This is a genomic window from Terrabacter sp. P2_E3 (assembly GCF_056403915.1).
The window spans coordinates 60,081-82,208 of the sequence record NZ_JBFUEN010000021.1; the positions used below are offsets into that span (position 1 = coordinate 60,081).

General features: G+C 70.7%; 22 protein-coding genes and 2 tRNA genes. 5 read left to right on the plus strand and 19 right to left on the minus strand.

What is annotated here, in order from left to right; translation table 11 throughout:
- Window positions 1–4: 4 nt before the first annotated feature.
- Complete coding sequence (locus AC1DW8_RS20970) at window positions 5–1,504, minus strand: DNA cytosine methyltransferase (RefSeq protein WP_478095762.1); 1,500 nt, start codon at window positions 1,502–1,504, stop codon at window positions 5–7.
- A gap of 418 nt (window positions 1,505–1,922) precedes the next feature.
- Window positions 1,923–1,996: transfer RNA gene (locus AC1DW8_RS20975), tRNA-Phe, on the minus strand.
- Between the two features lie 238 nt (window positions 1,997–2,234).
- On the opposite strand from AC1DW8_RS20975, the gene AC1DW8_RS20980 reads away from it, so the two are divergent.
- Window positions 2,235–2,801 carry a YceI family protein gene (locus AC1DW8_RS20980; protein ID WP_056771795.1) on the plus strand — a complete coding sequence of 189 codons (567 nt, stop codon included), beginning with the start codon at window positions 2,235–2,237 and terminating at the stop codon, window positions 2,799–2,801.
- Window positions 2,802–2,905: 104 nt separating this feature from the next.
- Here the strand turns inward: AC1DW8_RS20980 and AC1DW8_RS20985 are convergent, their stop codons facing one another.
- Together AC1DW8_RS20985 and AC1DW8_RS20990 are read right to left on the minus strand one after the other, a co-directional pair.
- Window positions 2,906–3,427 (minus strand): hypothetical protein, encoded by a 522-nt coding sequence (locus AC1DW8_RS20985; protein WP_043647959.1) that lies wholly within the window; start codon window positions 3,425–3,427, stop codon window positions 2,906–2,908.
- 159 nt (window positions 3,428–3,586) lie between these two features.
- Window positions 3,587–4,609 carry a M12 family metallopeptidase gene (locus AC1DW8_RS20990; RefSeq protein WP_478095763.1) on the minus strand — a complete coding sequence of 341 codons (1,023 nt, stop codon included), beginning with the start codon at window positions 4,607–4,609 and terminating at the stop codon, window positions 3,587–3,589.
- Window positions 4,610–4,799: 190 nt separating this feature from the next.
- Between AC1DW8_RS20990 and AC1DW8_RS20995 the strand changes: the two genes are divergently transcribed.
- A complete protein-coding gene (locus AC1DW8_RS20995) occupies window positions 4,800–5,381 on the plus strand; it encodes a dihydrofolate reductase family protein (RefSeq protein ID WP_478095764.1) in 582 nt (193 codons plus the stop codon).
- A 99-nt stretch (window positions 5,382–5,480) separates the two neighbouring features.
- Here AC1DW8_RS20995 and AC1DW8_RS21000 read toward each other — a convergent pair whose 3' ends face one another.
- Window positions 5,481–7,619: an MMPL family transporter gene (locus AC1DW8_RS21000; RefSeq protein WP_056822447.1), complete on the minus strand. Its 2,139-nt coding sequence runs from the start codon at window positions 7,617–7,619 to the stop codon at window positions 5,481–5,483.
- Window positions 7,620–7,818: 199 nt separating this feature from the next.
- Between AC1DW8_RS21000 and AC1DW8_RS21005 the strand changes: the two genes are divergently transcribed.
- Window positions 7,819–9,255: a GuaB1 family IMP dehydrogenase-related protein gene (locus AC1DW8_RS21005; RefSeq protein ID WP_056771780.1), complete on the plus strand. Its 1,437-nt coding sequence runs from the start codon at window positions 7,819–7,821 to the stop codon at window positions 9,253–9,255.
- A gap of 139 nt (window positions 9,256–9,394) precedes the next feature.
- On the opposite strand, the gene AC1DW8_RS21010 is transcribed toward AC1DW8_RS21005, so the two are convergent.
- Genes AC1DW8_RS21010 through AC1DW8_RS21020 form a run of 3 tightly spaced genes read right to left on the minus strand, consistent with a single transcriptional unit; the run spans window position 9,395 to window position 12,465 of the window.
- Window positions 9,395–10,105 (minus strand): HAD family hydrolase, encoded by a 711-nt coding sequence (locus AC1DW8_RS21010; RefSeq protein WP_235508505.1) that lies wholly within the window; start codon window positions 10,103–10,105, stop codon window positions 9,395–9,397.
- The gene (locus AC1DW8_RS21015; protein WP_478095765.1) at window positions 10,095–11,381 is read right to left on the minus strand and encodes a fatty acid desaturase family protein; all 1,287 of its coding nucleotides are present in this window, start codon (window positions 11,379–11,381) and stop codon (window positions 10,095–10,097) included. Before AC1DW8_RS21015 ends, AC1DW8_RS21010 begins: the two co-directional genes overlap by 11 nt.
- A 13-nt stretch (window positions 11,382–11,394) precedes the next feature.
- Window positions 11,395–12,465, minus strand: coding sequence for a ferredoxin reductase (locus tag AC1DW8_RS21020; RefSeq protein ID WP_056822441.1), 1,071 nt, complete (start codon window positions 12,463–12,465; stop codon window positions 11,395–11,397).
- Between the two features lie 99 nt (window positions 12,466–12,564).
- Between AC1DW8_RS21020 and AC1DW8_RS21025 the strand changes: the two genes are divergently transcribed.
- Window positions 12,565–13,755 (plus strand): PucR family transcriptional regulator, encoded by a 1,191-nt coding sequence (locus tag AC1DW8_RS21025; RefSeq protein WP_056771772.1) that lies wholly within the window; start codon window positions 12,565–12,567, stop codon window positions 13,753–13,755.
- A gap of 119 nt (window positions 13,756–13,874) precedes the next feature.
- On the opposite strand, the gene AC1DW8_RS21030 is transcribed toward AC1DW8_RS21025, so the two are convergent.
- From AC1DW8_RS21030 to AC1DW8_RS21080, 11 genes are all read right to left on the minus strand, one after another.
- Entirely contained in the window at window positions 13,875–14,831 is a 957-nt protein-coding gene (locus AC1DW8_RS21030; protein ID WP_478095766.1) for a D-2-hydroxyacid dehydrogenase family protein, read from the minus strand.
- Between the two features lie 117 nt (window positions 14,832–14,948).
- A tRNA-Glu gene (locus tag AC1DW8_RS21035) sits at window positions 14,949–15,021 on the minus strand.
- Window positions 15,022–15,137: 116 nt separating this feature from the next.
- Window positions 15,138–16,184, minus strand: coding sequence for a PHP domain-containing protein (locus tag AC1DW8_RS21040; protein WP_478095767.1), 1,047 nt, complete (start codon window positions 16,182–16,184; stop codon window positions 15,138–15,140).
- A gap of 39 nt (window positions 16,185–16,223) precedes the next feature.
- Complete coding sequence (locus AC1DW8_RS21045) at window positions 16,224–17,105, minus strand: hypothetical protein (RefSeq protein ID WP_478095768.1); 882 nt, start codon at window positions 17,103–17,105, stop codon at window positions 16,224–16,226.
- On the minus strand, window positions 17,102–17,605 hold the full coding sequence (locus AC1DW8_RS21050; RefSeq protein WP_235508504.1) for a SigE family RNA polymerase sigma factor: 504 nt from the start codon (window positions 17,603–17,605) through the stop codon (window positions 17,102–17,104). The genes AC1DW8_RS21045 and AC1DW8_RS21050 overlap by 4 nt, the downstream gene beginning before the upstream one ends.
- 171 nt (window positions 17,606–17,776) lie before the next feature.
- A complete protein-coding gene (locus AC1DW8_RS21055; protein ID WP_478095769.1) occupies window positions 17,777–18,325 on the minus strand; it encodes an NUDIX domain-containing protein in 549 nt (182 codons plus the stop codon).
- 105 nt (window positions 18,326–18,430) lie between these two features.
- Window positions 18,431–18,910: a nitroreductase/quinone reductase family protein gene (locus AC1DW8_RS21060; protein WP_478095770.1), complete on the minus strand. Its 480-nt coding sequence runs from the start codon at window positions 18,908–18,910 to the stop codon at window positions 18,431–18,433.
- Window positions 18,911–19,028: 118 nt separating this feature from the next.
- Window positions 19,029–19,637 carry a methylated-DNA--[protein]-cysteine S-methyltransferase gene (locus AC1DW8_RS21065; RefSeq protein WP_478095771.1) on the minus strand — a complete coding sequence of 203 codons (609 nt, stop codon included), beginning with the start codon at window positions 19,635–19,637 and terminating at the stop codon, window positions 19,029–19,031.
- Window positions 19,630–20,130, minus strand: a complete 501-nt coding sequence (locus AC1DW8_RS21070) for an RNA polymerase sigma factor (protein ID WP_478095772.1) — start codon at window positions 20,128–20,130, stop codon at window positions 19,630–19,632. The genes AC1DW8_RS21065 and AC1DW8_RS21070 overlap by 8 nt, the downstream gene beginning before the upstream one ends.
- A 106-nt stretch (window positions 20,131–20,236) precedes the next feature.
- Entirely contained in the window at window positions 20,237–20,749 is a 513-nt protein-coding gene (locus AC1DW8_RS21075) for a methylated-DNA--[protein]-cysteine S-methyltransferase (protein ID WP_056822422.1), read from the minus strand.
- The gene (locus AC1DW8_RS21080) at window positions 20,746–21,777 is read right to left on the minus strand and encodes a cation diffusion facilitator family transporter (RefSeq protein ID WP_200961747.1); all 1,032 of its coding nucleotides are present in this window, start codon (window positions 21,775–21,777) and stop codon (window positions 20,746–20,748) included. Before AC1DW8_RS21080 ends, AC1DW8_RS21075 begins: the two co-directional genes overlap by 4 nt.
- A gap of 135 nt (window positions 21,778–21,912) precedes the next feature.
- On the opposite strand from AC1DW8_RS21080, the gene AC1DW8_RS21085 reads away from it, so the two are divergent.
- The gene (locus AC1DW8_RS21085) at window positions 21,913–22,107 is read left to right on the plus strand and encodes a CsbD family protein (protein WP_056771749.1); all 195 of its coding nucleotides are present in this window, start codon (window positions 21,913–21,915) and stop codon (window positions 22,105–22,107) included.
- Window positions 22,108–22,128 lie beyond the last annotated feature (21 nt).

Here is a 22,128-nt window from a genome sequence, read left to right on the forward strand (position 1 = left end):
CCGGTTAGTTTGTGGCTCCCCGCGCTGGGACGTGTCTAGCAAGAATCTCATTTGGCCGCAACGGCGCTGTCTTGGCCGCCTTCAGAATCCGGCGGCCCTCGGGCGTCCTGCTCAGGATGCTGGCGTCCCGCTTGACGTGCTCTCGGAAGACGTGCCACACAGCGCCTACGTTCACGCCGTTGCCCATCTGCTTGTACGTCGCCGAGGCGGGCTGGTCCGGGAAGACGAAAGTGTCAGGGAGACCTTGAAGGCGCGCGGTTTCGCGGGGGGACAGTCGTCGCTCACGTGGCCCAACGATCGACGTCTGGGTGATCGCGACGAGCGCGGGAAGGTAGGTGGACTGCTTGGCTCGGATACCTGAGGGGCGGAGATGCATGACGGTGCGCCACAGATCTTTTTCACCCTGGGCTTGCCACTCGAGTTTGCGGCGGGACGCCGGAAACCTGTCCGTGAAGACACCCCAGTAGTGCGCCCACGGGATTATGGCCTCGTAGTGCCGCGCGAACATGTCGTGGTTCTTCGCGAGATGTGACTGCTTCCACGCTGGGAGGGTCCCGTCGATGACGGGGCGCGTGACCCGCGCCGGAACCTTTATCGTCTGCGCGCTCCACTTGATCCGCTTGGCCTCCGGGAAGTCAAGCCAGGCGTCTGCCCAGATCGGGTGTCCGGGCAAGTGACGGTCGCCCATCAACGGGCGCATGATCTTGACGAACTCGTTCCAGGCGTTGATCCAGTGCATCTCGGTGTCCGAGAGCTCGCAGCCGGGAACGTTGTGAGCGTCGTCAAGCAGGTCTTCGAGGTGCCAACCGTGCGTGAGGCTGCGCGCTTGGAACCAGTCTCCGTCGAACTGCCGCCGTACTTCGTCGGACCATACGAAGTCGAGTGTCGGCTCCGCGGGGAATAGGTCAGTCATCGCCGCCACGGGGGCAGGACCGCCGAGCTCGTCGTACTTGGCCGCGAGGTCGGGGGCGTGGGTAGCGGTGATGAACACTCGCTCACGCACCTGAGGCGCGCCCCCCATGGCGGGGGGCAGCAGGTGGGGCGAGAAGATCGCGGCCTCATCCGAGACGTGGTATCCCTCTTCGCGGAGGACGTCAATAATGGTGTCCCACTCATGTTGATGTCTGGGTCCGATTAGGTTCCGGACGTTCTCCAGGATCACCAGTTTGGGGTGGTGCGCACGAATGATCGAGGCGATGTTGAAGAACAGAGTCCCTCGCGTCTCATCCATCCCGCGCTGCGCTCCCGACTTCGAGAACGGCTGGCAGGGGAACCCCGCACACAGAACGTCATGTTCGGGAACGTTCATGATGTCACGGTCTTCGTCCGCGTCCTCAGTGATGTTGCCGAGCGCCGGGTGACCCCAGTTCGCTTCGTAGACGTTGGCTGCCTGCTTGTCGATCTCCACCGCGTACACGCATTCCCCCCCGTAGGCCTTCAGCGCGGCGTGGAAGCCGCCGACGCCGGCGAACAGGTCGATGAATCGGAACTTGGGGGTCGCCACGACCATACTTTAAGCCATTCGAGCTGATGTTCGACCGAAGCCGGGCGGTGTGTTGCTCGAGGCGCCACGGACGTTCGTCTGTTCCTGTGTCGCGGCCACGCCTGATCGGTTGAGCCGGCAGCGTCGAAACTGCCGAGTTGCTCCGCACGCGAGTGATGAGTCGAGCGCTCGGTCGTGATTCATGTCCAGCGTACGGTCCGGGAGGGCCGGTCACCGCGCATCGTGTAGCCCAAGCCACGCAGGGACCAGTTTCTTGACGTCAAGACGTCGTGCGATGAGTCGTGCGATAACTCCGGGCGAGCGTCGGCGTGTCGCGGTCATTCACGGTCATTGGCGACCGCCCGGAGGCGACCCGCCAATGAGTCACAGGAACGGCAAAACCGCAGGTCAGAGGCTTCTGACCTGCGGTTTCGGGTAGTGGCCAGGGGCGGGGTCGAACCGCCGACCTTCCGATTTTCAGTCGGACGCTCGTACCAACTGAGCTACCTGGCCGCGACAACGAGTGGAACTATAGCCGACCCCTCGGGGCATCAGGCAAACCGCCCGCGGCTGGCGCATCGCGTGCGTGTGCGGGATCGTCGGGGGGTATGGGAAGGACGGCCGGCGGGGGCTCAGGGCCGGGACTCCGTGCTCCGCACTTGCCAACGAACGAGGCGATAGTGAAAGATTCAAGCACCCTGGGTCGTGAGAGGATGCCGCGACTCATCCATCGACCTGCAGGGGAGAGACCATGACCGACCACGGATCCGCGTTGAGCGGGGACTGGGACTTCGACCCGGCCCACACCCGTATCGGCTTCTCGGCCCGGCACGCGATGGTGACGACGGTGCGCGGCTCCTTCAACGACGTGACCGGCCGCCTCTACGCCGACCTCGACGACATGGCCAAGTCCTACGCCGAGGTCGTCCTCAAGGCCTCGAGCGTCGACACCCGCAACCAGCAGCGTGACGACCACCTGCGCAGCGCCGACTTCTTCGACGTCGAGAAGTGGCCCGACATCCGCTTCGAGAGCACGCAGATCGAGGAGGTCGAGGAGAACGCCTACATGGTCTCCGGCAACCTGACGATCCGCGACGTCACCAAGCCCGTCACGATCCCGATCGAGCTCATCGGCGTGCAGACCGACGCCATGGGTGCCCTGCGGGCCGGCTTCGAGGGCTCGCGCCGGATCAACCGTCGCGACTTCGGCCTCGAGTGGAACATGCCGCTCGACGCCGGCGGCGTCCTCGTCTCCGAGAAGATCTCGCTCGAGTTCGAGATCTCCGCCGTCAAGCGCGGCACCGACCAGCAGGCCTGATCAGCAGGGCTGACCAGCAGGGCTGACCAGCAGGGCTGACCAGCAGGGCTGACCAGCAGGGCTGACCAGCAGGGCTGACCAGCTGGGCTGACCAGCTGGGCTGATCAGGCCCCCGGACCCTTCGTGCGCACGTCGGCGACGTGCGACATCGCCTCGCGCAGCTCGCCGAGCCAGTCGCTCTCGTGCTGCCCGACGAGCTTGACGCACCAGGCCAGCGCCTCGGCGCGGGACCTGGCGACGCCGGCATCGACGAGCGTGTCGAGGACGAGTCGCTCCGGCTGACGCAGCCGGGTCATCGCCGGCGCGGCGACGTGCGTGAACAGCTCCGTGCGGTCGCCGACGCGGACGGCCCACGACACCTTGCGCTCGAAGCGGTGCTCGGCCTCGCGGGCGATCTCGATGCGACGACCGCGGGTGTCCTCGCGGAACGCCTTGGCGCGCCCGGCGCGGGCCTCGTCACGCTCGGCGTCGCTCGACCCGTCGGGCAGGTCGACGTCGGTGACGGTGAGGACGACGGTGATCTCCTCGCGGTCGACAGTGATCTCGGGCGGCGTGCTGCGCCACTCCTCGGGCAGGCGGCCGACGAACCAGCCGCGCACCCGCTCCAGTGCTTCGTTCGTAATCATGTAATCAGGATTACTCCATTACGAGCGATCGTCAACGCCTTACGCCGGAGGCAGAGCGCGAGGACGTATGCCGCCGGGTGGCGTGCAGACGGCATACGTCCTCGGTGGAGGGCGTGGCGTGGCCCGAAGGGCCGTCGGGGCTCCGTGGCGCGAACCGGCTCAGCGCCGGCGGACCCGGATCGAGTAGGCGCCGGTCCCGCTCGGCCGGTAGTGGCGCACCTGGGCGACGTAGCGGCCCGGGGTCAGCCCGGCGCGCACGCGCGCGTTGACGCCGTACCCGCTGTCGTCGTCCTCGCCGACGAGGTCGGTGTCGCTGTTCGGTCCGAAGAGCGAGAGGTAGACGTCGGTCGAGCCGCGGGTCGTCACCTCGTAGAGCCCGTCGCTCGCGACGTCGAAGGCGTAGAGGTCTTCCTCGCCCGCGGCGCCGATCGAGCCCTCGACCTTCGGGCCGTCGACCGTCAGGGTCGCGGCGTCGGTGACGACGGGAGCACCCTTGGGGTACATGGCTGCTCCCGCGACGAACGCCTTGTCGAGCGACGACAGGTCGTCGTTGGCGTGCGTCGCGACGCCGTTGAGGGTCCACGTCGCCGGGAACGCGTAGAGCATGATCGAGTCGGGGTCGAACTGCGTCCCCTTGATCTGGTCGACGGCGTACTTCATGAAGACGTTGTGGCGCACCTTCGCCTCGTCCCAGCGGTTCGGGGGGCCCGCGAGGGCCGCGATGACGACCGGCTCGTTCCACTGGATGCCACCCTCCGGGTTCGAGTGCTCGTGGGCGAGCCCGATGGCGTGGCCGAACTCGTGCCCCGCGGTGCCACCGTCGAGGAAGCCGAGGTTCATCGTCGCCTCGTTGCTCGGGATGCCCTTGTTGTCGGTGCCGACGTAGGACCACGCGCCGTCGGTCGGGTCGAAGGAGATGCGAAGGTCGGCGTTCGGGTGGTTGCCGAAGTCGAAGGAGATGTTGCAGGCGGCCTGCCACCACGCGGCCTGCTCACGGGCCTTGGTCTGCTGCGCGGGCGTGCCCTCGAGGAAGCGGACGGTGAGCGTCGTGCCGTTCATCCACGCCTTGCCGATGGGCGAGATCGCGCGGTCCGCGCCGTCCGGGCCACGCTCGCGCCGGTGAGGGCGCATCAGGTCCTTGGGAAGGATCCGGTCGAAGCACACGTGCGGTGCATCCGTCATGGCGTTCCCCCAATCGGTCCGGGGCGCAGTCGCGTCCATCGTCCATCGTCCTCCCGCGCGCGCTCGCGCACAGCCGAACGGGCGTATGCCGTGTGGTTGCCCTGGGGGGCCGCTGCGGGCCGGTTGACTCCTGCACGAGCGACAGCCCACGATGGATGATTTGGGGCACCTCAGAGCAGAGGAGAGCGCCGTGGGCACGGTGGTCATGTACGGCTCGGTGTCGGTGGACGGCTTCGTCGCGGACGAGAACGACCAGCCCGGACCGCTGTTCGACTGGTTGTCCGACGGTGACGTCCCGTTGGACGAGAGTGGCGAGCTGCAGGTGTCGCAGACGTCCTACGACTACATCCGGCCGTACTGGGACCAGATCGGGGTGACACTCGTCGGCCGCCACGTATTCGACCTGACGGACGGCTGGGACGGGAAGCCTCCGAGCGGCATCGACCACGTGGTCGTCGTGACGCACCGGCCGCCGCCCGACGGCTGGGACCCCGAGGCGCCGTTTCACTTCGTCGACGGCATCGAGGCAGCCATGGCCCAGGCGCAGGAACTTGCGGGTGACCGCATCGTCGAGGTCGCCGCTGGTGACGTCGGGGGCCAGATGCTCGCCGCGGGCCTCGTCGACGAGGTGCGCATGGACGTCGTACCCGTCGTGCTCGGGTCCGGCAAGCGCTACTTCGGCTCGGTCCACGCCCAGCACCTGCTGGAGGATCCCGACGTGGTGATCCAGGGCGACCGGGTGCTGCACCTGCGCTACCGGGTGCGCCGTTGACCGATCCGAGCGGGTGACACCGGATCGGCCTCCGGCTGCGCCTGCGCGTCGCTGCCCCGTGCCCGACGCGCCAGCCGACATCCAGCTGGCGACGACCGCTCAACCCTGAAGAGCCGGTTCGGCGGCGGGCTCGGGACGCTCTGCTGCTGCGGTGGTCGCGGCATCGGTGCGGGCGAGCCGGCTCGGCCACCACATCCGTGCCCCAATGTCGAGGTTGAGGGCGGTGACGAGGACCGAGCGGACGATCAGCGTGTCGAGCAGGACGCCGAGTGCCACGGCGAAGCCGATCTCGGCGAACGCGACGATCGGCATCGTCGCGAGCACCGCGAAGGTGCCGGCCAGCACGAGCCCCGCCGACGTGATGACCCCGCCCGTCGCAGCGAGCCCCACGAGCGACCCGCGCCACGTCCCGACCTTCTTCGCCTCCTCGTGGACTCGGGTCATGAGGAAGATGTTGTAGTCGATGCCGAGGGCGACGAGGAAGACGAAGACGAAGAGCGGGAACGAGGAGTCGGCGCCGGCGAACCCCAGCACGTGCCGGAAGACCAACGCGGACAAGCCGATTGCCGCTCCGAAGGAGAGCAGGACCGTCCCGATGAGGACGAGTGGTGCGGTGAGGGCGCGTAGCAGGAGCACGAGGATGAGCAGGACGACGCCGAGGATGACGGGGATGATCCGCTCGTTGTCGTCGGAGCTGGCCCGGAGCGTGTCGACGCGGGTCGCCGTGTCACCTCCCGCGATGGCGTTCGCACCCGGCACGGCCGCGATGGCCGTCCTGATCCGGTCGAGCGCCGCGGTCGCCGCGTCGGAGTCCGGGGCCGAGGTGAGGGTGGCCTGGATGAGCGAGCGGCCGTCCCGAGTCACCGGGTCGGTGACCGTGTCGACGCCGTCGACCGCCTCGAGCGACGACCGCACCTGGGCGGCGGCGGCCTCGTTCGCGAGGACGAGGACCGGGGACCCCCCGCCGGCGGGGAAGTGCTTCGCGACGATCTGCTCGCCGATCACCGACGGCGGCGTCGTGTAGTAGGAGTCCTTGTTCTGCAGCCCGACCGCGTTGAGCTGGAGCACCCCGAGCGACGCGATCGCGAGCAGGAGCGACGTCACCACCCAGGTGCGTCGCGGTGCCCGGGCGATCCGGGCGCCGACGCGGGCCCAGACCCCGTCGCGGGTGCCGTCGACGGAGCCCAGGGTCGGGCGGACGGGCCAGAAGACCCACCGGCCCAGGACGACGAGCAGGGCCGGCAGCAGCGTCAGCATGACGAGCAGGGCGACGGCGATGCCGATCGCGGCGACGGGGCCCAGTCCCTTCGTCGAGCTCATCGACGCGAAGAGGAGGCAGAGCATGCCGGCGACGACCGTGGCACCCGAGGCGAGGATCGCCGGGCCGGCGCGGTGCAGGGCAACCGCCATGGCCTCGTGCCGGTCGGCGTGACGGCGCAGCTCCTCGCGGTAGCGCGCCACGAGGAGCAGCGCGTAGTCGGTACCGGCGCCGAAGACGATGACCGTGAGGATGCCGGAGCTCTGTGCGTTGACCGTGAGGGTGTCGCCATCAGCGAGGAAGTAGATGACGCCCTGCGCGACGAACAGGGCGGTGCCCGCCGAGACGACGGGAAGGAGCCAGAGGATCGGGCTTCGGTAGGTGATGAGCAGGATGAGGATCACGACGGCCATCGCGCTGTAGAGCAGCTTGCCGTCGATGCCGGAGAACGCCTCCGACGAGTCCGCGCCGTAGCCGACCGGCCCGGTGACGTGCATCGAGAGACCGGCGGGCCCGTTGGCGGCGATGTCGCGCATCTGCGTCGCCGTGGTGCTGAGGGAGTCCCAGCCGGCTTCCCCGGCGTCGACCGGGACGATGACCTGGAGCGCCTGGCCGTCGGCGGACGGGATCGGGCCGACCGAGTCGCGCTTGACCGGCTCGAGGGCGTTGAAGCGCACGACCTGCGCGGTCACGGCAGCGAGGTCGGCCGGCGTGACGCCGCTCGGCCGCTCGTAGACGATGACGGCGGGGAACTCGTTGGTGCTCTGGAATGCCGAGATCTGGTCGACGACCTGGGTCGACTGGGCGTCCGCGGGAAGCCAGGACGCGGCCTCGTTGTTGAGGACCGACTGCAGCTTCGACGACGGGCCGGCGAGGAAGCCGACCACGACGATCCAGAAGCCGACGACGAGCCACTTCGTCACCCGGGAGGACGGGATTCGCGCAAGCCGCCCGACATCGCCGATCCTGTTGTCATTCATGGCATTTGCCCCCTACCGGAGTCTGCCGCGCAGTCGCGGCCCCATCAACGCTAGGGCCGCCGACAGCCGCGCGAACAGGGGTTGGGGCCAGGTTGGGGGTCCACTTCAGGGTCAGGTGGGGGAGGACCCTGACCCCCGGGCCCCGTCAGGGGCGGGTGCCGACCGCCGCTCGCACCGGAACCGCCTACCATGGGTTCCCGTGCAGTTCCTCAACGGTCTCCAGCCCCAGCTCGACCTCACCTACGACGACGTCTTCATGGTGCCCAGCCGCTCGTCGGTCACGAGCCGCCTCGACGTCGACCTGTCGTCGGTCGACGGCTCGGGCACGACGATCCCGCTCGTCGTCGCCAACATGACCGCCATCGCCGGTCGGCGCATGGCCGAGACCGTCGCCCGACGTGGCGGCATCGCCGTCATCCCGCAGGACATCCCCGTCGAGGTGGTCCGCGACGTCGTCGGCTGGGTCAAGCAGCGCCACCTCGTCCACGACACGGCGATCACCCTCGAGCGGCACATGACCGCCGGCGAGGCGCTCGTCCTCATCGGCAAGCGGGCCCACGGTGCCGCAGTCGTCGTCGACGGTCCGAAGCCCGTGGGCATCGTCACCGAGAAGGACCTGACCGGCGTCGACCGCTACACGCAGGTGCACGACGTCATGCACGAGGACATGGTCGTGCTGCCCGACTCCATCGACCCGCAGGAGGCCTTCGAGCGGCTCTCGGCTGCGCGGCGCAAGGTCGCCCCCGTCGTCTCCGAGCACGGCGAGCTCGTCGGCATCCTGACCCGGGGTGGTGCGATCCGAGCCGGTCTCTACCAGCCGGCCGTCGACGACAGGCAGCGCCTGCGCGTGGCCGCCGCGGTCGGCATCAACGGTGACGTCGCGGCCAAGGCCGCCGAGGTGCTCGACACCGGCGCCGACGTCCTCGTCATCGACACCGCCCACGGGCACCAGGACAAGATGATCGACGCGTTGCGTGCGGTGCGCGCGCTCGACCCGCAGGTGCCGGTCGTCGCCGGCAACGTCGTGTCTGCTGCCGGCACACGTGAGCTGATCGAGGCGGGTGCCGACGTCGTCAAGGTCGGGGTGGGCCCGGGGGCTATGTGCACGACCCGGATGATGACCGCGGTCGGTCGGCCACAGTTCTCGGCCGTGCTCGAATGTGCCGCGGCCGCAAGGGAGCTCGGCAAGCACGTCTGGGCTGACGGTGGAGTGCGGCACCCGCGCGACGTCGCCCTCGCGCTCGCGGCAGGCGCGTCCAACGTCATGATCGGTTCGTGGTTCGCAGGCACGCTCGAGTCGCCCGGGGACCTCTACACCGACAACGACGGGCGCCAGTACAAGGAGTCGTTCGGCATGGCGAGCAGCCGGGCCGTGCGCAACCGCACCGCGACCGACACGGACTACGACCGCGCCCGCAAGTCCCTCTTCGAGGAGGGCATCAGCACGGCGCGGATGTACATCGATCCCGCGCGCCCCTCCGTCGAGGACGTCATCGACGAGATCGTCGCCGGGCTGCGCAGCAGCTGCACGTATGCCGGTGCGCGCACGCTCGAGGAGTTCCACGAGCGGGCCGTCGTCGGGCTCCAGAGCACGGCCGGCTTCGCCGAGGGGCGCCCGCTCCACACCTCCTGGTGACGCCGGCGCCCGACGGCGCCCGACGGCGGCGGACGATCGGCGCGAGACCTGCCGCATGATCCGCCGTCCGGTGTGGTGATCACCCCGCCGAAGCGCGGACCTTCACGCGGTCACCGCTCGGAGGCGACGGCATACACGATCAGTGGCGCTTGCGGCCGACCTCGACGATGCGCCAGCCACGCTCGCGCGCGAGCTCTCGCAGCTCACGATCGGGGTTGACCGCGACGGCCTCGCCAACGCGCTCCATCATCGGCAGGTCGCTGACCGAGTCGCTGTAGGCGACGCACCGCGCGAGGTCGTAGCCGCGCTCGGCAGCCAGCTTCTCGATCTCGATGACCTTGCCTGCGCCGTAACAGAACTCGCCGGTGAGGTGCCCGGTGTAGCGGCCCTCCTCGTCGAGCTCGCTGCGCGTGGCGACGGCGCCCTCGAGCCCTAGCGCGGCCGCGATGCGGCTGACGAGCTCGATGGGGGAGGCTGACACGACGATGCGGTCGTGGCCGGTGGCGCGCGCCTCGGCGAGCAGGCCCATCGAGGCCGGGATCGCCTTGCGCACGATGCCCGGCGTGATCGCGTCGGTCAGGTGGATGATGTCGGACTGCGGGATGCCGGCCACCGCCCGGAGGATGCGCTCGCGCAGGGCCTCCGAGCCCTCGTCGGTGGATCCCTTGCGGTGGAAGGAGATCGCGTTGAGGGTGTCCTTGACGAGGTCCTTCCACGGCACGTGACCGCCGCGGAAGGCGGCGATCGCGAGCGGGTAGTTGGCAGAACCTCTGATCAGGGTGCGGTCGAGGTCGAAGAAGGCGGCCGTCGGCACCGGTCGTGCCGACGACACGGCAGCCTCAGCCGACACGGGCCACCATCGGCAGGGCGGGACGCCGCGGCGGGACCGGGGCGTTGACGGCGCGGGCGGCGTTCTTCGGCAGCGGTCGCGGCCGGTTCGGCAGGGCGAGGCGGAAGACCTTGGCCCACGCCTGGTAGACCTGCTTGGGCAGCGGGCCGGTCGTGTACGGCAGGCCGTAGCGCTCGCAGATCTCACGCACCTCGACCGCGACCTCGTGGTAGCGGTTGCTCGGCAGGTCGGGGAAGCAGTGGTGCTCGATCTGGTGGCTGAGGTTGCCGGTCATGAGGTGCATGAGCTTGCTGCCAGAGATGTTGGCCGAGCCGAGCATCTGGCGGATGTACCAGTCGCCGCGGGTCTCGCCCTCGATCTCCTCCTCGGTGAACGTGTCGACGCCGTCGGGGAAGTGGCCGCAGAAGATGACCGAGTGCGCCCAGACGTTGCGGATGGCGTTGGCCGTGAAGGTGCCGATGAGCGCCTGCTTGCCCGAGCCGAAGGGGACGGCGGCGAGCGGGGTCGCGGCGTAGTCCTTCGTGAACTGGCGAACGACCTTGCGGCCCATGGCCTTGAGGTCCTTCTTGAGGTCGTCCTTGGACTTCTCGCCGTCCTTGACCGCTTCGAGCTCGAGGTCGTAGATGGCGATGCCCCACTCGAAGAACGGCGCGAGGATCATGTTGTAGAGCGGGTTGCCCAGGTTGCCGGGGTGCCACGGCTGGTCCTCGTCCATGCGCAGGATCGAGTAGCCGACGTCCTTGTCCTTGCCCAGCACGTTGGTCCACGTGTGGTGCAGGTCGTTGTGCGTGTGCTTCCAGGCGGCCGCCGGGGTGACGAAGTCCCACTCCCACGTCGTGGAGTGGATGTCGGGGTCGCGCATCCAGTCCCACTGGCCGTGCAGGACGTTGTGGCCGATCTCCATGTTCTCGAGGATCTTCGCGACGCTGAGCATCGCGGTGCCGGCGACGAACGCGGTGCGCTTCTTCGAGAAGAGCAGCGTGGCGCGGCCGGCGACCTCGAGGGTGCGCTGGACGCGGATGACGCGGCGGATGTAGGCGGCGTCGGCAGCACCACGCGTCGCGATGACGCGGTCGCGCAGGGCGTCGAGCTCCTTGCCGAGCTGCTCGACGTCGGCGTCGCTGAGGTGCGCGGCGGCGCTCGGCCGCTTGGCGGGTCCGCCGGACGCCGCGAGGACCGGCTTCCGGTTCCGGGTCGTCGGGGCGGTGCCCTCGGCGGCGCCGGTGGCGGCGGCCTCGAGGGGCGTCGTCGTCGGTCGGTTCGTGGTGGCTGTCATGGTGGTTCCCTTCTCAGATGTCCAGGTGGACGGGTCCGGCGGCCGCGTTGACACAGGTCTGGATGAGCTCGCCCTCGTCACCGTGGACCTCGCCGGTGCGCAGGTCGCGGACCTTGCCCGCGACGAGCGGGACGAGGCAGCTGCGGCAGATGCCCATGCGGCATCCGCTCGGCATGACGACGCCGCAGTCCTCGCCGGCTTCGAGGAGGGGGACGTCGCCGGCCGCCTCCACTTCCTTGTCGGACTTCTCGAACGTCAGCAGCCCGCCCTCGCCGCCGGAGCCCTCGAGCAGGACGGGCGCGAAGCGCTCGATCGTGAGGCCCGCGTGCGTCGCGTCGTCGCCGTCGCGCTCCCACAGCTCGGTGGCCGCGTCGAGGAAGTCCGTGGGTCCGCAGGCGTATGCCGCCCGCTCGCGCCAGTCGGGACAGAGCGTCTCGAGGTCGGTGACGTCCGACAGGTCGAGGCGGCGCCCGCCCTCCTCGCGCGTGAACCAGTGGCGGACCGTGAGGCCGGGGAACTGGTCGGCGAGCTCGAGCAGCTCGTCGTGGAAGAGCGCGTCGTCGCGGGTGCGCGCCGAGTGGACGAGGACGACGTCGGCGTCGGGCCGGCGGGGCACGAGCGTGCGGATCATCGACATGACGGGCGTCAGACCGCTGCCGGCCGTCAGCATGAGGAGCGGGCGGGGGTGCTCGGGGAGCACGAAGTCGCCCTGCGGGGTGTCGAGGAAGAGGATGTCGCCGACCTTGGTGCTGCGGGCCAGGGCCGTCGAGACGAAGCCGATCGCGGTGACGGTGATGGCGGGGTCGTGGCCGACGGCGGCCGACAGGGAGTAGCTGCGCCACTGGCGCACGCCGTCGATCTCGACGCCGATGCGGGCCCACTGGCCGGCGGCGTGGGGGTTCCAGCCGCGGCCGGGACGGAAGTGGATCGTCGTCGAGTCGGGGGTCTCGCGGACCACCTTCGTGACGACTCCGCGCAGCTGTCGGGCCGAGGCCAGCGGGTTGACCAGATTGATGATGTCCTCGGGCGCGAGCGGGGTCGTCAGGATCGACGCCACACGCCGGAGAGCTCTGATCTGGGTCATCCTCCTATGGTCCTCGCCGAGGGGCTTCCGGATCTTGGGGTGGCGCGTACTCTTTGGGGTAGGAAACTGTTGCGTGACGACAAAAGGCAGGAGGCCGAAGTGGCGTACGCCACGTCCGACCCGCCGTGGTTGTCTCTCCCCGCCGAAGTGACGACCGTGCTGCGTCCCGTCGTGACCGACATCGTCGAGGCGATCATCGAGGGCATCCCGCGCGACGTCCCGGTCTACGCGATGCCGATGGAGGGCCGTTTCGGGCAGGGCGTCCGGCGCGGTGTCACGGTCGCCCTCAACCGCTTCCTCGACCTGCCGGGGACCCGCCTGCAGGCGCTGTCCGAGGACGGCAAGTGGGTCTACGAGAACCTCGGTCGCGGGGAGGTGCGCTCCGGGCGGAGCCTCGAGTCCCTCCTCGCCGCCTACCGCTACGGCGCGCGCGTCACCTTCCGCGCGATCTCGCGCACCGTCGACGTGTCGCAGCTGCCGCCCGACGTGCTCCTCTCGCTCGGCGAGTCCCTCTTCGCCTACATCGACGAGCTGTCCGCGGCCAGCGCGCAGGGCTACGCCCAGGAGCAGTCCGAGCGCGCCGGTGAGCAGTTGCGGCTGCGCGGCGAGCTGCTCGAGATGATCCTGCGCGGCGACTCGAGCGACGGGGGCGTGGCACGTCTCGCGGCGGCCGTCGGCTGGACCCTCCCGGAGGTCGTCGTCGTCGCCCTCGTGCCCTTCCCGCACGTCGACGGGCTGCGCGGTGCGCTCGGCCCCGACGGCCTCGTCACCGAGCGAGGCACGGACGTCCTCATCGTCTTCCCGTTCCTCAGCCGCAAGGCGCGTCGTCGCGACCTCGAGCGCGCGCTTCGGGGCCGGCGCGCCATCGTCGGGCCGGCGCGCCCGTGGCAGCAGGCGGGTGAGTCGCTGCACCTCGCGACGGCGGCGGGGGCCCACGGCGTCGCGCCCGGACCGGACCGGCCGGACGCCGACGGCGCCCCCGTGTGGGTCGAGGACCACCTCGCCGAGCTCGTCGTCCTCGCCGAGCCGCTCGCCACGGACGATCTCGCCCGCACCCGCCTCGCGCCCTTGGACGGCCTGCGACCGGCCGTGCGCGAGCGCCTCACCGAGACGCTCCTGTCCTGGCTGCGCCACCAGGGCCAGCGTGCCCCGATCGCGGCCGAGCTGTTCGTCCACCAGCAGACCGTCGGCTACCGCGTGGCGCAGCTCAAGGAGCTCTTCGGCGAGGCGCTCGACGACCCCGAGGTCCGCTTCGAGCTCGAGCTCGTGCTGCGCGCCGGCCACCGCTGAGGTCACGGGCGCGGTCGGGCCGGCCGGACGGCATACGCCGTCGGGCAGGTCGTGCGCGCGATCGCGCGGCTCGGGTCGCCGGGGCGCAGCCGCCGCGCGACCTCGCGCCCGACGAGCGGTCAGAGCGTGCGGATCGGGGAGCCGTCGAGGTATGCCGTCACGTCCTCGACGACGCCGGCCCAGAACGTCGCGTAGACGTCACGCGTCACGTAGCCGAGGTGGGGCGTCAGGAGCGTGCGCGGTGCGGTGCGCAGCGGGTGGCCGACGGGGAGAGGCTCCTCGTCGAAGACGTCGAGGCCGACGCCCCCGAGGTGACCGCGCCGGAGGGCCGCGAGCAGGGCTCGCTCGTCGACGATCGGGCCACGGGAGGTGTTGACGAGCAGTACGTCCGGGCGCAGGAGCGCCAGCTCGCGCTCGCCGACGAGGCCGCGGGTCCCCTCGGCGAGGACGAGGTGGATCGAGACCACGTCGGACCCGGAGAGCACGGCGTCGAGGGAGGCCGCCCGGACTCCCGCCTGCTCGGCGCGCTCAGCCGTGAGGCTCCGGCTCCAGGCGACGACGTCCATCCCGAAGGCGCGGCCCACGGAGGCGACCTGCGTGCCGATGCGGCCGAGCCCGAGCAGACCGAGCGTGTGCCCCGCGAGGTCGCGGCCGACCGTCGTCTGCCAGCCGCCCTCGCGCACGGCGGTGGCCTCGGGGACGAGCTGTCGTGCCAGCCCGAGGACGAGGGCCCACGTCAGCTCGGCAGGGGCGGTGGCGAGGCTCTCGGTGCCGCAGACGGTGATGCCGGCGGCGGTGGCCGCGGCGACGTCGATGCTCGGGTTGCGACGGCCGGTCGTCACCACGAGCCGCAGGCGGGGGAGCGAGGCGAGCACGGCGGCCGGGAGCGGGGTGCGCTCGCGCATGACGACGACGGCGTCGTAGCCGGCCAGTCGCTCGACGAGGGCGCCGACCTCGCTGACGTGGTCGCGGAAGACGTCGACGGTGCACGGAGAGCTGGGGTGGTCCGTGACCGGAGACCAGTCGGCGCTGGACAGGGCGACGCCCTGGTAGTCGTCGAGCACCGCGATCCGCACGGTCCCCAGCGTACGAGGCGCCGGACATGCGAGAAGCGCCGCTCTCTGATGAGAGCGGCGCGCTAACCAACTGCGCTACGGGGCCTTACTGGGTGGTGCGTGTCGAACTGTACTGCGTATCCCCAACGGGATTCGAACCCGTGCTGCCGCCGTGAAAGGGCGGAGTCCTAGGCCGCTAGACGATGGGGACCTGCCCGACCTATCCGTTGGGACGTCGAAACTATATGGGAGATTCTGGCACCGTCCAAATCGGCTCCGAACCCCCGTCCTGGGGCGGCCGGATCGCCTCCGGGACAGTCTCTCCGATCAGCCCTTGGCCCACGCCCGGACCTCGTCGACGGGCCACGTCGTGACGATGCGCTCGGCCGGGATGCCGAGGCGCTCGGCGCGCTCGCAGCCGAGCGACTTCATGTCGAGCTGCCCCGGGGCGTGCGCGTCGGAGTCGATGGTGAAGAGGCAGCCGAGGTCGCGCGCCAGCTCGATGAGCTCGTCGGGCGGGTCGCACCGCTCGGGACGCGAGTTGATCTCGACGGCCACGTCGTGCTCGAGGCAGGCGCGGAAGACCTTCTCGGCGTCGAACTGCGACGGCGGACGCTTGCCGCGGTTGCCCGTCACGAGCTGGCCGGTGCAGTGGGCGAGGACGTTGGTGTGCGGGTTGCGCACGGCGGCCACCATGCGGGGCGTCATCTCGAACGAGGGCTGCCGCAGCTTGGAGTGGATCGAGGCGGTGACGACGTCGAGCTGGTCGAGCATGTCGTCGTCCTGGTCGAGCGTGCCGTCGAGGTGGATGTCGACCTCGATGCCCCGAAGGAGCGTGAACGCGTCGCCGAGGCTCGCGTTGATGGCGTCGACACGCTTCAGCTGGTCGGTGAGGCGGGCCCGGCTCAGGCCGTTGGCGACGGTGAGGCGCGGCGAGTGGTCGGTCAGCGCCATCCACTCCTGCCCGAGCTCGACGGCGGCGAGCACCATCTCCTCGATCGGGCTGCCGCCATCACTCCAGTTGGAGTGCGCGTGGAGGTCTCCGCGGAGCGCGGCGTAGAGCTCGGCGCCCCCGGTCGTCAGCGGCGCGCCGTGCTTCTCCTCGGCCGAGACGAGGTAGGCCGGCAGGACGCCGCGCACCGCCTGGCCGATGATCGCGGCGCTCGAGTCGCCGATTCCCTTGATCTGCTTGAGGGTTCCGGCCTCGACGCGCTCCTTCAGCTCATCGTCGCTGATGAGCGTGATCGCCTCGATGGTCTTGCGGAACGCGTCGACGCGGTAGCTGCTCTCGCGGCCGCGCTCGAGGAGGAAGCAGATGCGTCGCAGCGCGTCGAGCGGGCTGATCGGTGCCTGCGGAGGGGTCGGCTGCTCCATGTCGAGCAGCCTAATCGCGGCGGCCGACGCCGCGCCCTGCTACTGCTGCAGGGGCGGCAGCGTGCTCCCGTCGGGGAACTTGCCCGGGGGCGTCTGGGTCGCCGGGACGACCCGGACGATGTCGCCGTACTGCTGCGCGATGACGCCGGCCGAGGAGCCCTCGTCGGCCATCACGAGCACCCGGTCGGTGCGGGCGTCCTGGGTGACGGCGATGATCTCGATCCCCTTGGAACGCCAGAGCATTCGCTGGTCGACGATCTCCTTGGCGACCTTCTCCTTCTCGGCCAGGGTGTGCTTCATGACGATGAACTCCACATCGGTCGGTGACGGCATCGCGGCGGTTACGAAGGCCTCGAGCTCGGCGTCGTGCCGGGTGACGACGACGGCCACACGGGCACCGGCGGCGTCGGCGGCATACGCCCCCGAGAAGACGTCGGGCCAGCGCGCGGCCACGGTGGGTTCGACGGCGGTGAAGGCGTTCGTCTGCCGCGTCGAGAGGGTGCCGAACCAGCGCGTGGTGTCGCGGGCGGGCGGCGCCGACGGCACGAGGTCGACGGCCGTCGGAGGCAGGCTGCCGCTGAGGGTCCCGGGTCCGCGAGCGCCGTTGTCGGCACCTGCGCTCCCGGTCGCGTCCTTCATGACCTCGGGCGCCGAGCCGGCGCTCGCGGTGCTCGACGACGCGCCGTGGTTGCCGGCCGCCCAGGAGGCGCCGACGGCACCGACGACGACGAGTGCGGCAGCGGCGCCGAGGAGCGTCGAGCGCCGGCGTGAGGTGCGCGCCCGTCCGCGCATCAGGGCGCGCTGGGCGAAGAGGTCGTCGCGGGGTGGTTCGAGGTCGTTCATCGTGGACAGCGCCTTTCGCAGCTGCAGCTCGCCTTCCTCCGGCGCAGCGCCGGGTCCGCTCGTGGTGTCGTCGCTCATGGAAACGCTCCCGCCCCGGTCAGTGGTGGTTCGGCGAGCCGGTCGCGCAGGGCGGCGAGCCCGCGCGAGATCTGGCTCTTGATGGTGCCCTCGGCCACGCCCGTGCACTCGGCGATCTGGGGCACCGTGAGGTCCTCCCAGAAGCGGAGGACGAGGACGGCACGCTGCTTCTCGGGGAGGTCGCGCAGCAGGTCGGTGAGGGTCATCGCGAGCTCGCGGTCGTGGTCGGTCGTCTCCGGCTCGGGCGCCTCGTCGGTGAGGACCTCGCGCCGCCGTTTGCGCTGGTCGTTGAGGTAGAGGTTCATCATCGTGCGTCTCGTGTAGGCGGTCTCGGCCCCCGTGGCGATGCGAGGCCAGGCGACGTAGACCCGCGCCAGGGCCTCCTGGACGAGCTCGTCGCCGTCGGCCCAGTTGCCGCAGAGCAGGTAGGCGCGTCGGCGCAGCATCGTCTGCCGCTCCTCCACGAAGCTGCGGAACGCCGCCTCGTCCCTCCGTCTCATGTGCTCCCGCCGGTCCCGGTCGTCATCGGTGGTGCCGATCGTCTGGCTGTCAGTGTCGTACACCCCCTAGACACAACGGCACGGCGAACCGTTGCACTCGGGTCTCGATCCACCGCGATGGCGTATGCCGGGTGGCCCGGTCGTCGGGGCGTCGCGGGCTCGCGGGAGGGTTCAGGAGACCCGCCCGAGGGCGACGAGCGCGAGCATGAGCGCGGCGATCGTCTCGCCGTCGGTGATCGCGCCGTCCCGGACGAGACCGATGACCTCGCGGACCGGGACGCGCCGGACGTCGCGGATGCCCTCCTCGGCGCGGGCCGCGCTGGCGGGGGCGCCGGGGACCCGCGCGAGCCCGGTGGCGAGGTAGACGACCTCGGGCGCGCGGCACACGCCGTTGAGGGCGTTCATCGTGCCGATCTCCCTCCAGTCCCGGGCCACGAGCCCGGTCTCCTCGGCGAGCTCCCGCCGGGCGGCCACGAGCGGGTCCTCACCGTCGGTGCCGCCGGCGGGCACCTCGACGGAGGTGCCGACGGTGTGCCGGTCGACCGTGACGAGGACGACCTCGTCGGCCTCGGTGAGGGCGACGACGAAGACGGCGGGGCGTTGCAGCTCGACGACCCCGTAGATGCCGTCGGTGCCGTCGGGCCGGGTCACGGCGTCCTCCCGGACCCGGATCCACGGGTTCTCGTAGACGACCGTCGTCGCTCGCACGGGCCAGCTCACGACGGGTCTCCGAGGCGCATGCCCCGATCGTGCCACCCGTTCCCCTCGAGTGAGCGCCCCGTCCCACTCGAGTGAGCGCCCCGTCCCGGCGGGTGGGGTCGAGCCTCAGTCGAGGAGCGTGATGAGCACGATGGCGCGGCCCGCCGTGCCCGCGCGCACCTCGTCGAGCGTCGGGGGCCGGTCGACGTTGACCTTGAGGGCGACGCGGTTGGCACGCTTGGGTCCGAGCTCCTTGAGGAGCCGGTCGAAGATCTCCGCCACACGGTCGGGGTCCTCCTCGAGGACCGCGTGCGCACGGCGTCGACGCCCGTCGATCGTCACCTCGAGGTCGGCCCCGCCGCGCAGGTTGGCGCGCCAGGCGCCGCCCCCGTAGGTCATCAGCTGCCCGTCGAGCTCGTGGCGGCCGACGGGGACGTCGTAGACGCGGCCAGAACGCCGTCCGGTCACGTGCAGCACCAGCAGGCCCTTGCTCGCGATGCCGTGCAGCGGAGACGAGAGAAGCCCGCGCAGCACCGGGTTGACGATCTTGACCATCGCGGCGGGCGCCAGGGCCTCCTCGACCGCGGGCTTCGGCGTGTCGGTCACGGCCTCAGCATGACACCGCGGACGCCGACTCCGAGGCCGATCGCCGAACCCGCCCCCAACCCACTCGAGCGAGCGCCCCGTCCCACTCGAGTGAGCGCCCGGTCACGGCAGACGCAGGTCAGGCGGCGTGCTCGAGGGCGAGGAGGCGCTCCTTCGTCTGGAGACCGCCCAGGTAGCCGCCGAGGGACCCGTCCGACCGGAGGACGCGGTGACACGGAACCACGATGGGCAACGGGTTCGTCGCGCACGCCGACCCCACGGCCCGCACGGCCCGTGGGCTGCCGGACGCCACGGCGACCTCGCCGTAGCTCTCGGTCGAGCCGTACGGGATCTCGCTCAGGTGCCGGAGCACGGTGAGCCGGAAGCCGCGTGCCAGCCGCAGGTCGAGCGGGACGTCGAAGCCCTGCCGTCGTCCCGTGAAGTAGTCGTCGAGCTCGCGCGCCAGCGGATCGAGTCGGTCGCCGCCGCGGAGGATCCGCGAGCCGACCGACGACCCGAGCGACTCGAGGACCCGGTCGTGGTCCTCGATCTCGAAGGCCAGGCGTACGACCCCGAGCTCTGTCGCGGCGAGCAGGAGCGACCCGACGGGCGAGTCGACGAGGCGGTAGGTCACGTCGACGGCGGACTCCGCAGAGGCGCGGTCGACGAGGGCTGCGTGGAGGACGGTGAGGCGCTCGGCCTCTCCGGAGGCGGCCTCCGTGAGGAGCTGGATCGGGTTGTCAGACATGGTTGCTCACCCTTCCGTCGGTGGCGTAGGTGGACCGGAGCCGCGCGATGCCGTCGGCTGCCGCGCGGCGCGCTGCCGCGGGCGTGCCACCGACGATGCGGGCGACCTCGGGGTGGGGCAGGCCCGCGACGTGGTGGTAGGCCACGCAGAGGCGCTGCTTCTCGGGGAGTGCGGCGACCGCCGTCCAGAGGTCCCCGTCGGGCAGGGCCTCCTCAGGCTGGTCGACGCGTGGGGCCGCGGTGTCGGGCACCGCCGCGACCGGGACCGCGTGACGGGCGCCCGCTCGGGCGACGTCGACGGCCTTGCGGTGCGCGATGGTGACGAGCCACGCCCGGACGTTCGCGTCGTCGGGGAGGTCGGGCCACGCGCGCAGGGCCGAGAGGAAGGTCTCGGACCACGCGTCGTCGGCCTCGATCGGGCCGAGCACGGCGCGGCAGACGCGCAGCACGACGGCCCCGTGCTCGGTGACGGCCTGCTCGAACGGTCGCTTCATGCCCTGTAGACGCTCCGGCCCGCGGAAGTGTGAGGTCCCAGTGTGACGGACGGGGCGGCCCGCTCACTCGAGTGGGGCGGGGCGCTCACTCGAGTGGGGGGAGGGGTCAGAAGAGGCGGCCGGAGTCGGCGGCGGGGGGCTCCTCGAGCGCGAGGAGGAAGCGCTTGCGACCCAGCCCGCCGGCATACCCCACGAGGGAGCCGTCGGCGCCGATGACGCGGTGGCACGGCACGACGACGGCGATCGGGTTGCGTCCGTTGGCCGTGCCGACGGCCTGGGCGAGGTTGCGGTCGCCGAGCGCCCGCGCGAGGTCGCCGTAGCTGCGCGTCTCGCCATAGGGGATCTCGCGCAGCAGCGCCCACACCTTCTGGTGGAAGACGTCGCCGCGCGGGGCGAGCGGCAGGTCGAACTCGGTCAGGGCACCGGTGAAGTACGCGGCGAGCTGCACCGCGGCCGCCGCGAAGGGCTCGTCGGCCGGGTCACCGGCCTCGCCGAGGACGTCGGGGTCGTCAGGGCGGTACTTCGCGGCGTCCATGAGCAGGTGCGTGATGGCGCCGTCCTCGGCGACGACGGTCAGCTCGCCGATGGGCGAGGGGAGGACGACGTGCGCACGGCTCATGCCTGCTCGTCGCCTCGCGTCGCCGCCCCGTGGGACGCGACGATGTCGTCGTGGGTCGGGATGGGGAACTCGGCCGCGTAGTCGCCGTAGGCACGCGGGTCCTCAGAGGGCTCGAGGTGGCAGGTCAGGGCGATCTCGCCGAACTCGCGGTGGACGGCCTCCTCGACCTCCTCCATGAGGTCGTGCCCCTGCTGCACCGTCCACGCGCCGGGCACGAGCACGTGCACCTCGGCGAAGCGGTGGTGGCCCGAGACGCGGGTGCGCAGCGCGTGGAAGTGGACCTCGCGCGTGACGAACCGGGCGAGGATCTCGGCGATCGCGCTGTTGTCCTCCTTGGGCATCGAGATGTCCATGAGGCCCTCGGTGGACTCACGGATGAGCTTCCAGCCGGTCCAGATGATGTTGATGCCGACGAGGAACGCGATGACCGGGTCGAGACGTGCGATCCCCGTGAGGGCGACGAGCACGACACCGATGACGACCCCGGCGGACGTCCACACGTCGGTCATGAGGTGCTTGCCGTCGGCCGTCAGCGTCAGCGAGCGGTAGCGGCGCCCGGCGCGCAGCAGCACGACGGCCACCGCGCCGTTGACCGCCGAGGCGACGACCGAGATGGCGAGGCCGATGCCGACGTTCTCGATCGGCTGCGGGTGCAGGAAGCGCTCGACCGCGGTGTACATGATGACGAGCGCGGCGACGAAGATCATCATCCCCTCGACCGCCGCCGAGAAGTACTCGGCCTTGGTGTGGCCGAAGTGGTGGTTCTTGTCGGCCGGCATCGCGGCGACCTTGAGCGCGATGAGCACGGCGATGGCGGCGACGAGGTTGACGACCGACTCGGCCGCGTCGGACAGCAGGCCCACCGAGCCGGTGATCCGCCACGCGATCACCTTGAGCGTGATGGTGACGATCGCGGCCGCGATGGAGAGGTAGGCGAACCGGCTCAGGTCGCGGGTCTGGGGCGCGCGACCGGACGGCGTGGACGCTTCGGGCTGGTCCGCCGCGGGACTCGGGTTCGCTGACACCACCCCAGTGTCGCAAAAGGTGCCGACGCCCTGTGACGTGCGACGCCCCGCTGGACGTCGGTGGTCCGGATCTGGTGGCGATCGACGGCGACCGGGTAGGGGGAGAGGTATCTGATCTACGGCGAAAGGAGCCCTGACATGGGTACCGAAGACAAGGCCAAGAACATGGGTGAAGACCTGAAGGGCAAGGCCAAGGAAGCCACCGGAAAGGTCACCGACAACGAGCGACTCGAGGCCGAAGGCAAGACTGATCAGGCCTCGGCGGACCTCAAGCAGCGGGGCGAGCAGCTCAAGGACGCGGGCGAAGACGTCAAGGACGCCTTCAACCGCTGACCTTCCGGAGCGGGGTGGGCC

What these genes read in the sequence shown, in the direction of transcription:
- AC1DW8_RS21050 (WP_235508504.1), bottom strand. Translation starts at nt 17,605, where the DNA reads ATGAGACGGAGGGACGAGGCGGCGTTCCGCAGCTTCGTGGAGGAGCGG.
- AC1DW8_RS20980 (WP_056771795.1), top strand. Translation starts at nt 2,235, where the DNA reads ATGACCGACCACGGATCCGCGTTGAGCGGGGACTGGGACTTCGACCCG.
- AC1DW8_RS20990 (WP_478095763.1), bottom strand. Translation starts at nt 4,609, where the DNA reads ATGACGGATGCACCGCACGTGTGCTTCGACCGGATCCTTCCCAAGGAC.
- AC1DW8_RS20985 (WP_043647959.1), bottom strand. Translation starts at nt 3,427, where the DNA reads ATGATTACGAACGAAGCACTGGAGCGGGTGCGCGGCTGGTTCGTCGGC.
- AC1DW8_RS21045 (WP_478095768.1), bottom strand. Translation starts at nt 17,105, where the DNA reads ATGAGCGACGACACCACGAGCGGACCCGGCGCTGCGCCGGAGGAAGGC.
- AC1DW8_RS21040 (WP_478095767.1), bottom strand. Translation starts at nt 16,184, where the DNA reads ATGGAGCAGCCGACCCCTCCGCAGGCACCGATCAGCCCGCTCGACGCG.
- AC1DW8_RS21085 (WP_056771749.1), top strand. Translation starts at nt 21,913, where the DNA reads ATGGGTACCGAAGACAAGGCCAAGAACATGGGTGAAGACCTGAAGGGC.
- AC1DW8_RS21015 (WP_478095765.1), bottom strand. Translation starts at nt 11,381, where the DNA reads ATGACAGCCACCACGAACCGACCGACGACGACGCCCCTCGAGGCCGCC.
- AC1DW8_RS21020 (WP_056822441.1), bottom strand. Translation starts at nt 12,465, where the DNA reads ATGACCCAGATCAGAGCTCTCCGGCGTGTGGCGTCGATCCTGACGACC.
- AC1DW8_RS21070 (WP_478095772.1), bottom strand. Translation starts at nt 20,130, where the DNA reads ATGAAGCGACCGTTCGAGCAGGCCGTCACCGAGCACGGGGCCGTCGTG.
- AC1DW8_RS21075 (WP_056822422.1), bottom strand. Translation starts at nt 20,749, where the DNA reads ATGAGCCGTGCGCACGTCGTCCTCCCCTCGCCCATCGGCGAGCTGACC.
- AC1DW8_RS21000 (WP_056822447.1), bottom strand. Translation starts at nt 7,619, where the DNA reads ATGAATGACAACAGGATCGGCGATGTCGGGCGGCTTGCGCGAATCCCG.
- AC1DW8_RS21065 (WP_478095771.1), bottom strand. Translation starts at nt 19,637, where the DNA reads ATGTCTGACAACCCGATCCAGCTCCTCACGGAGGCCGCCTCCGGAGAG.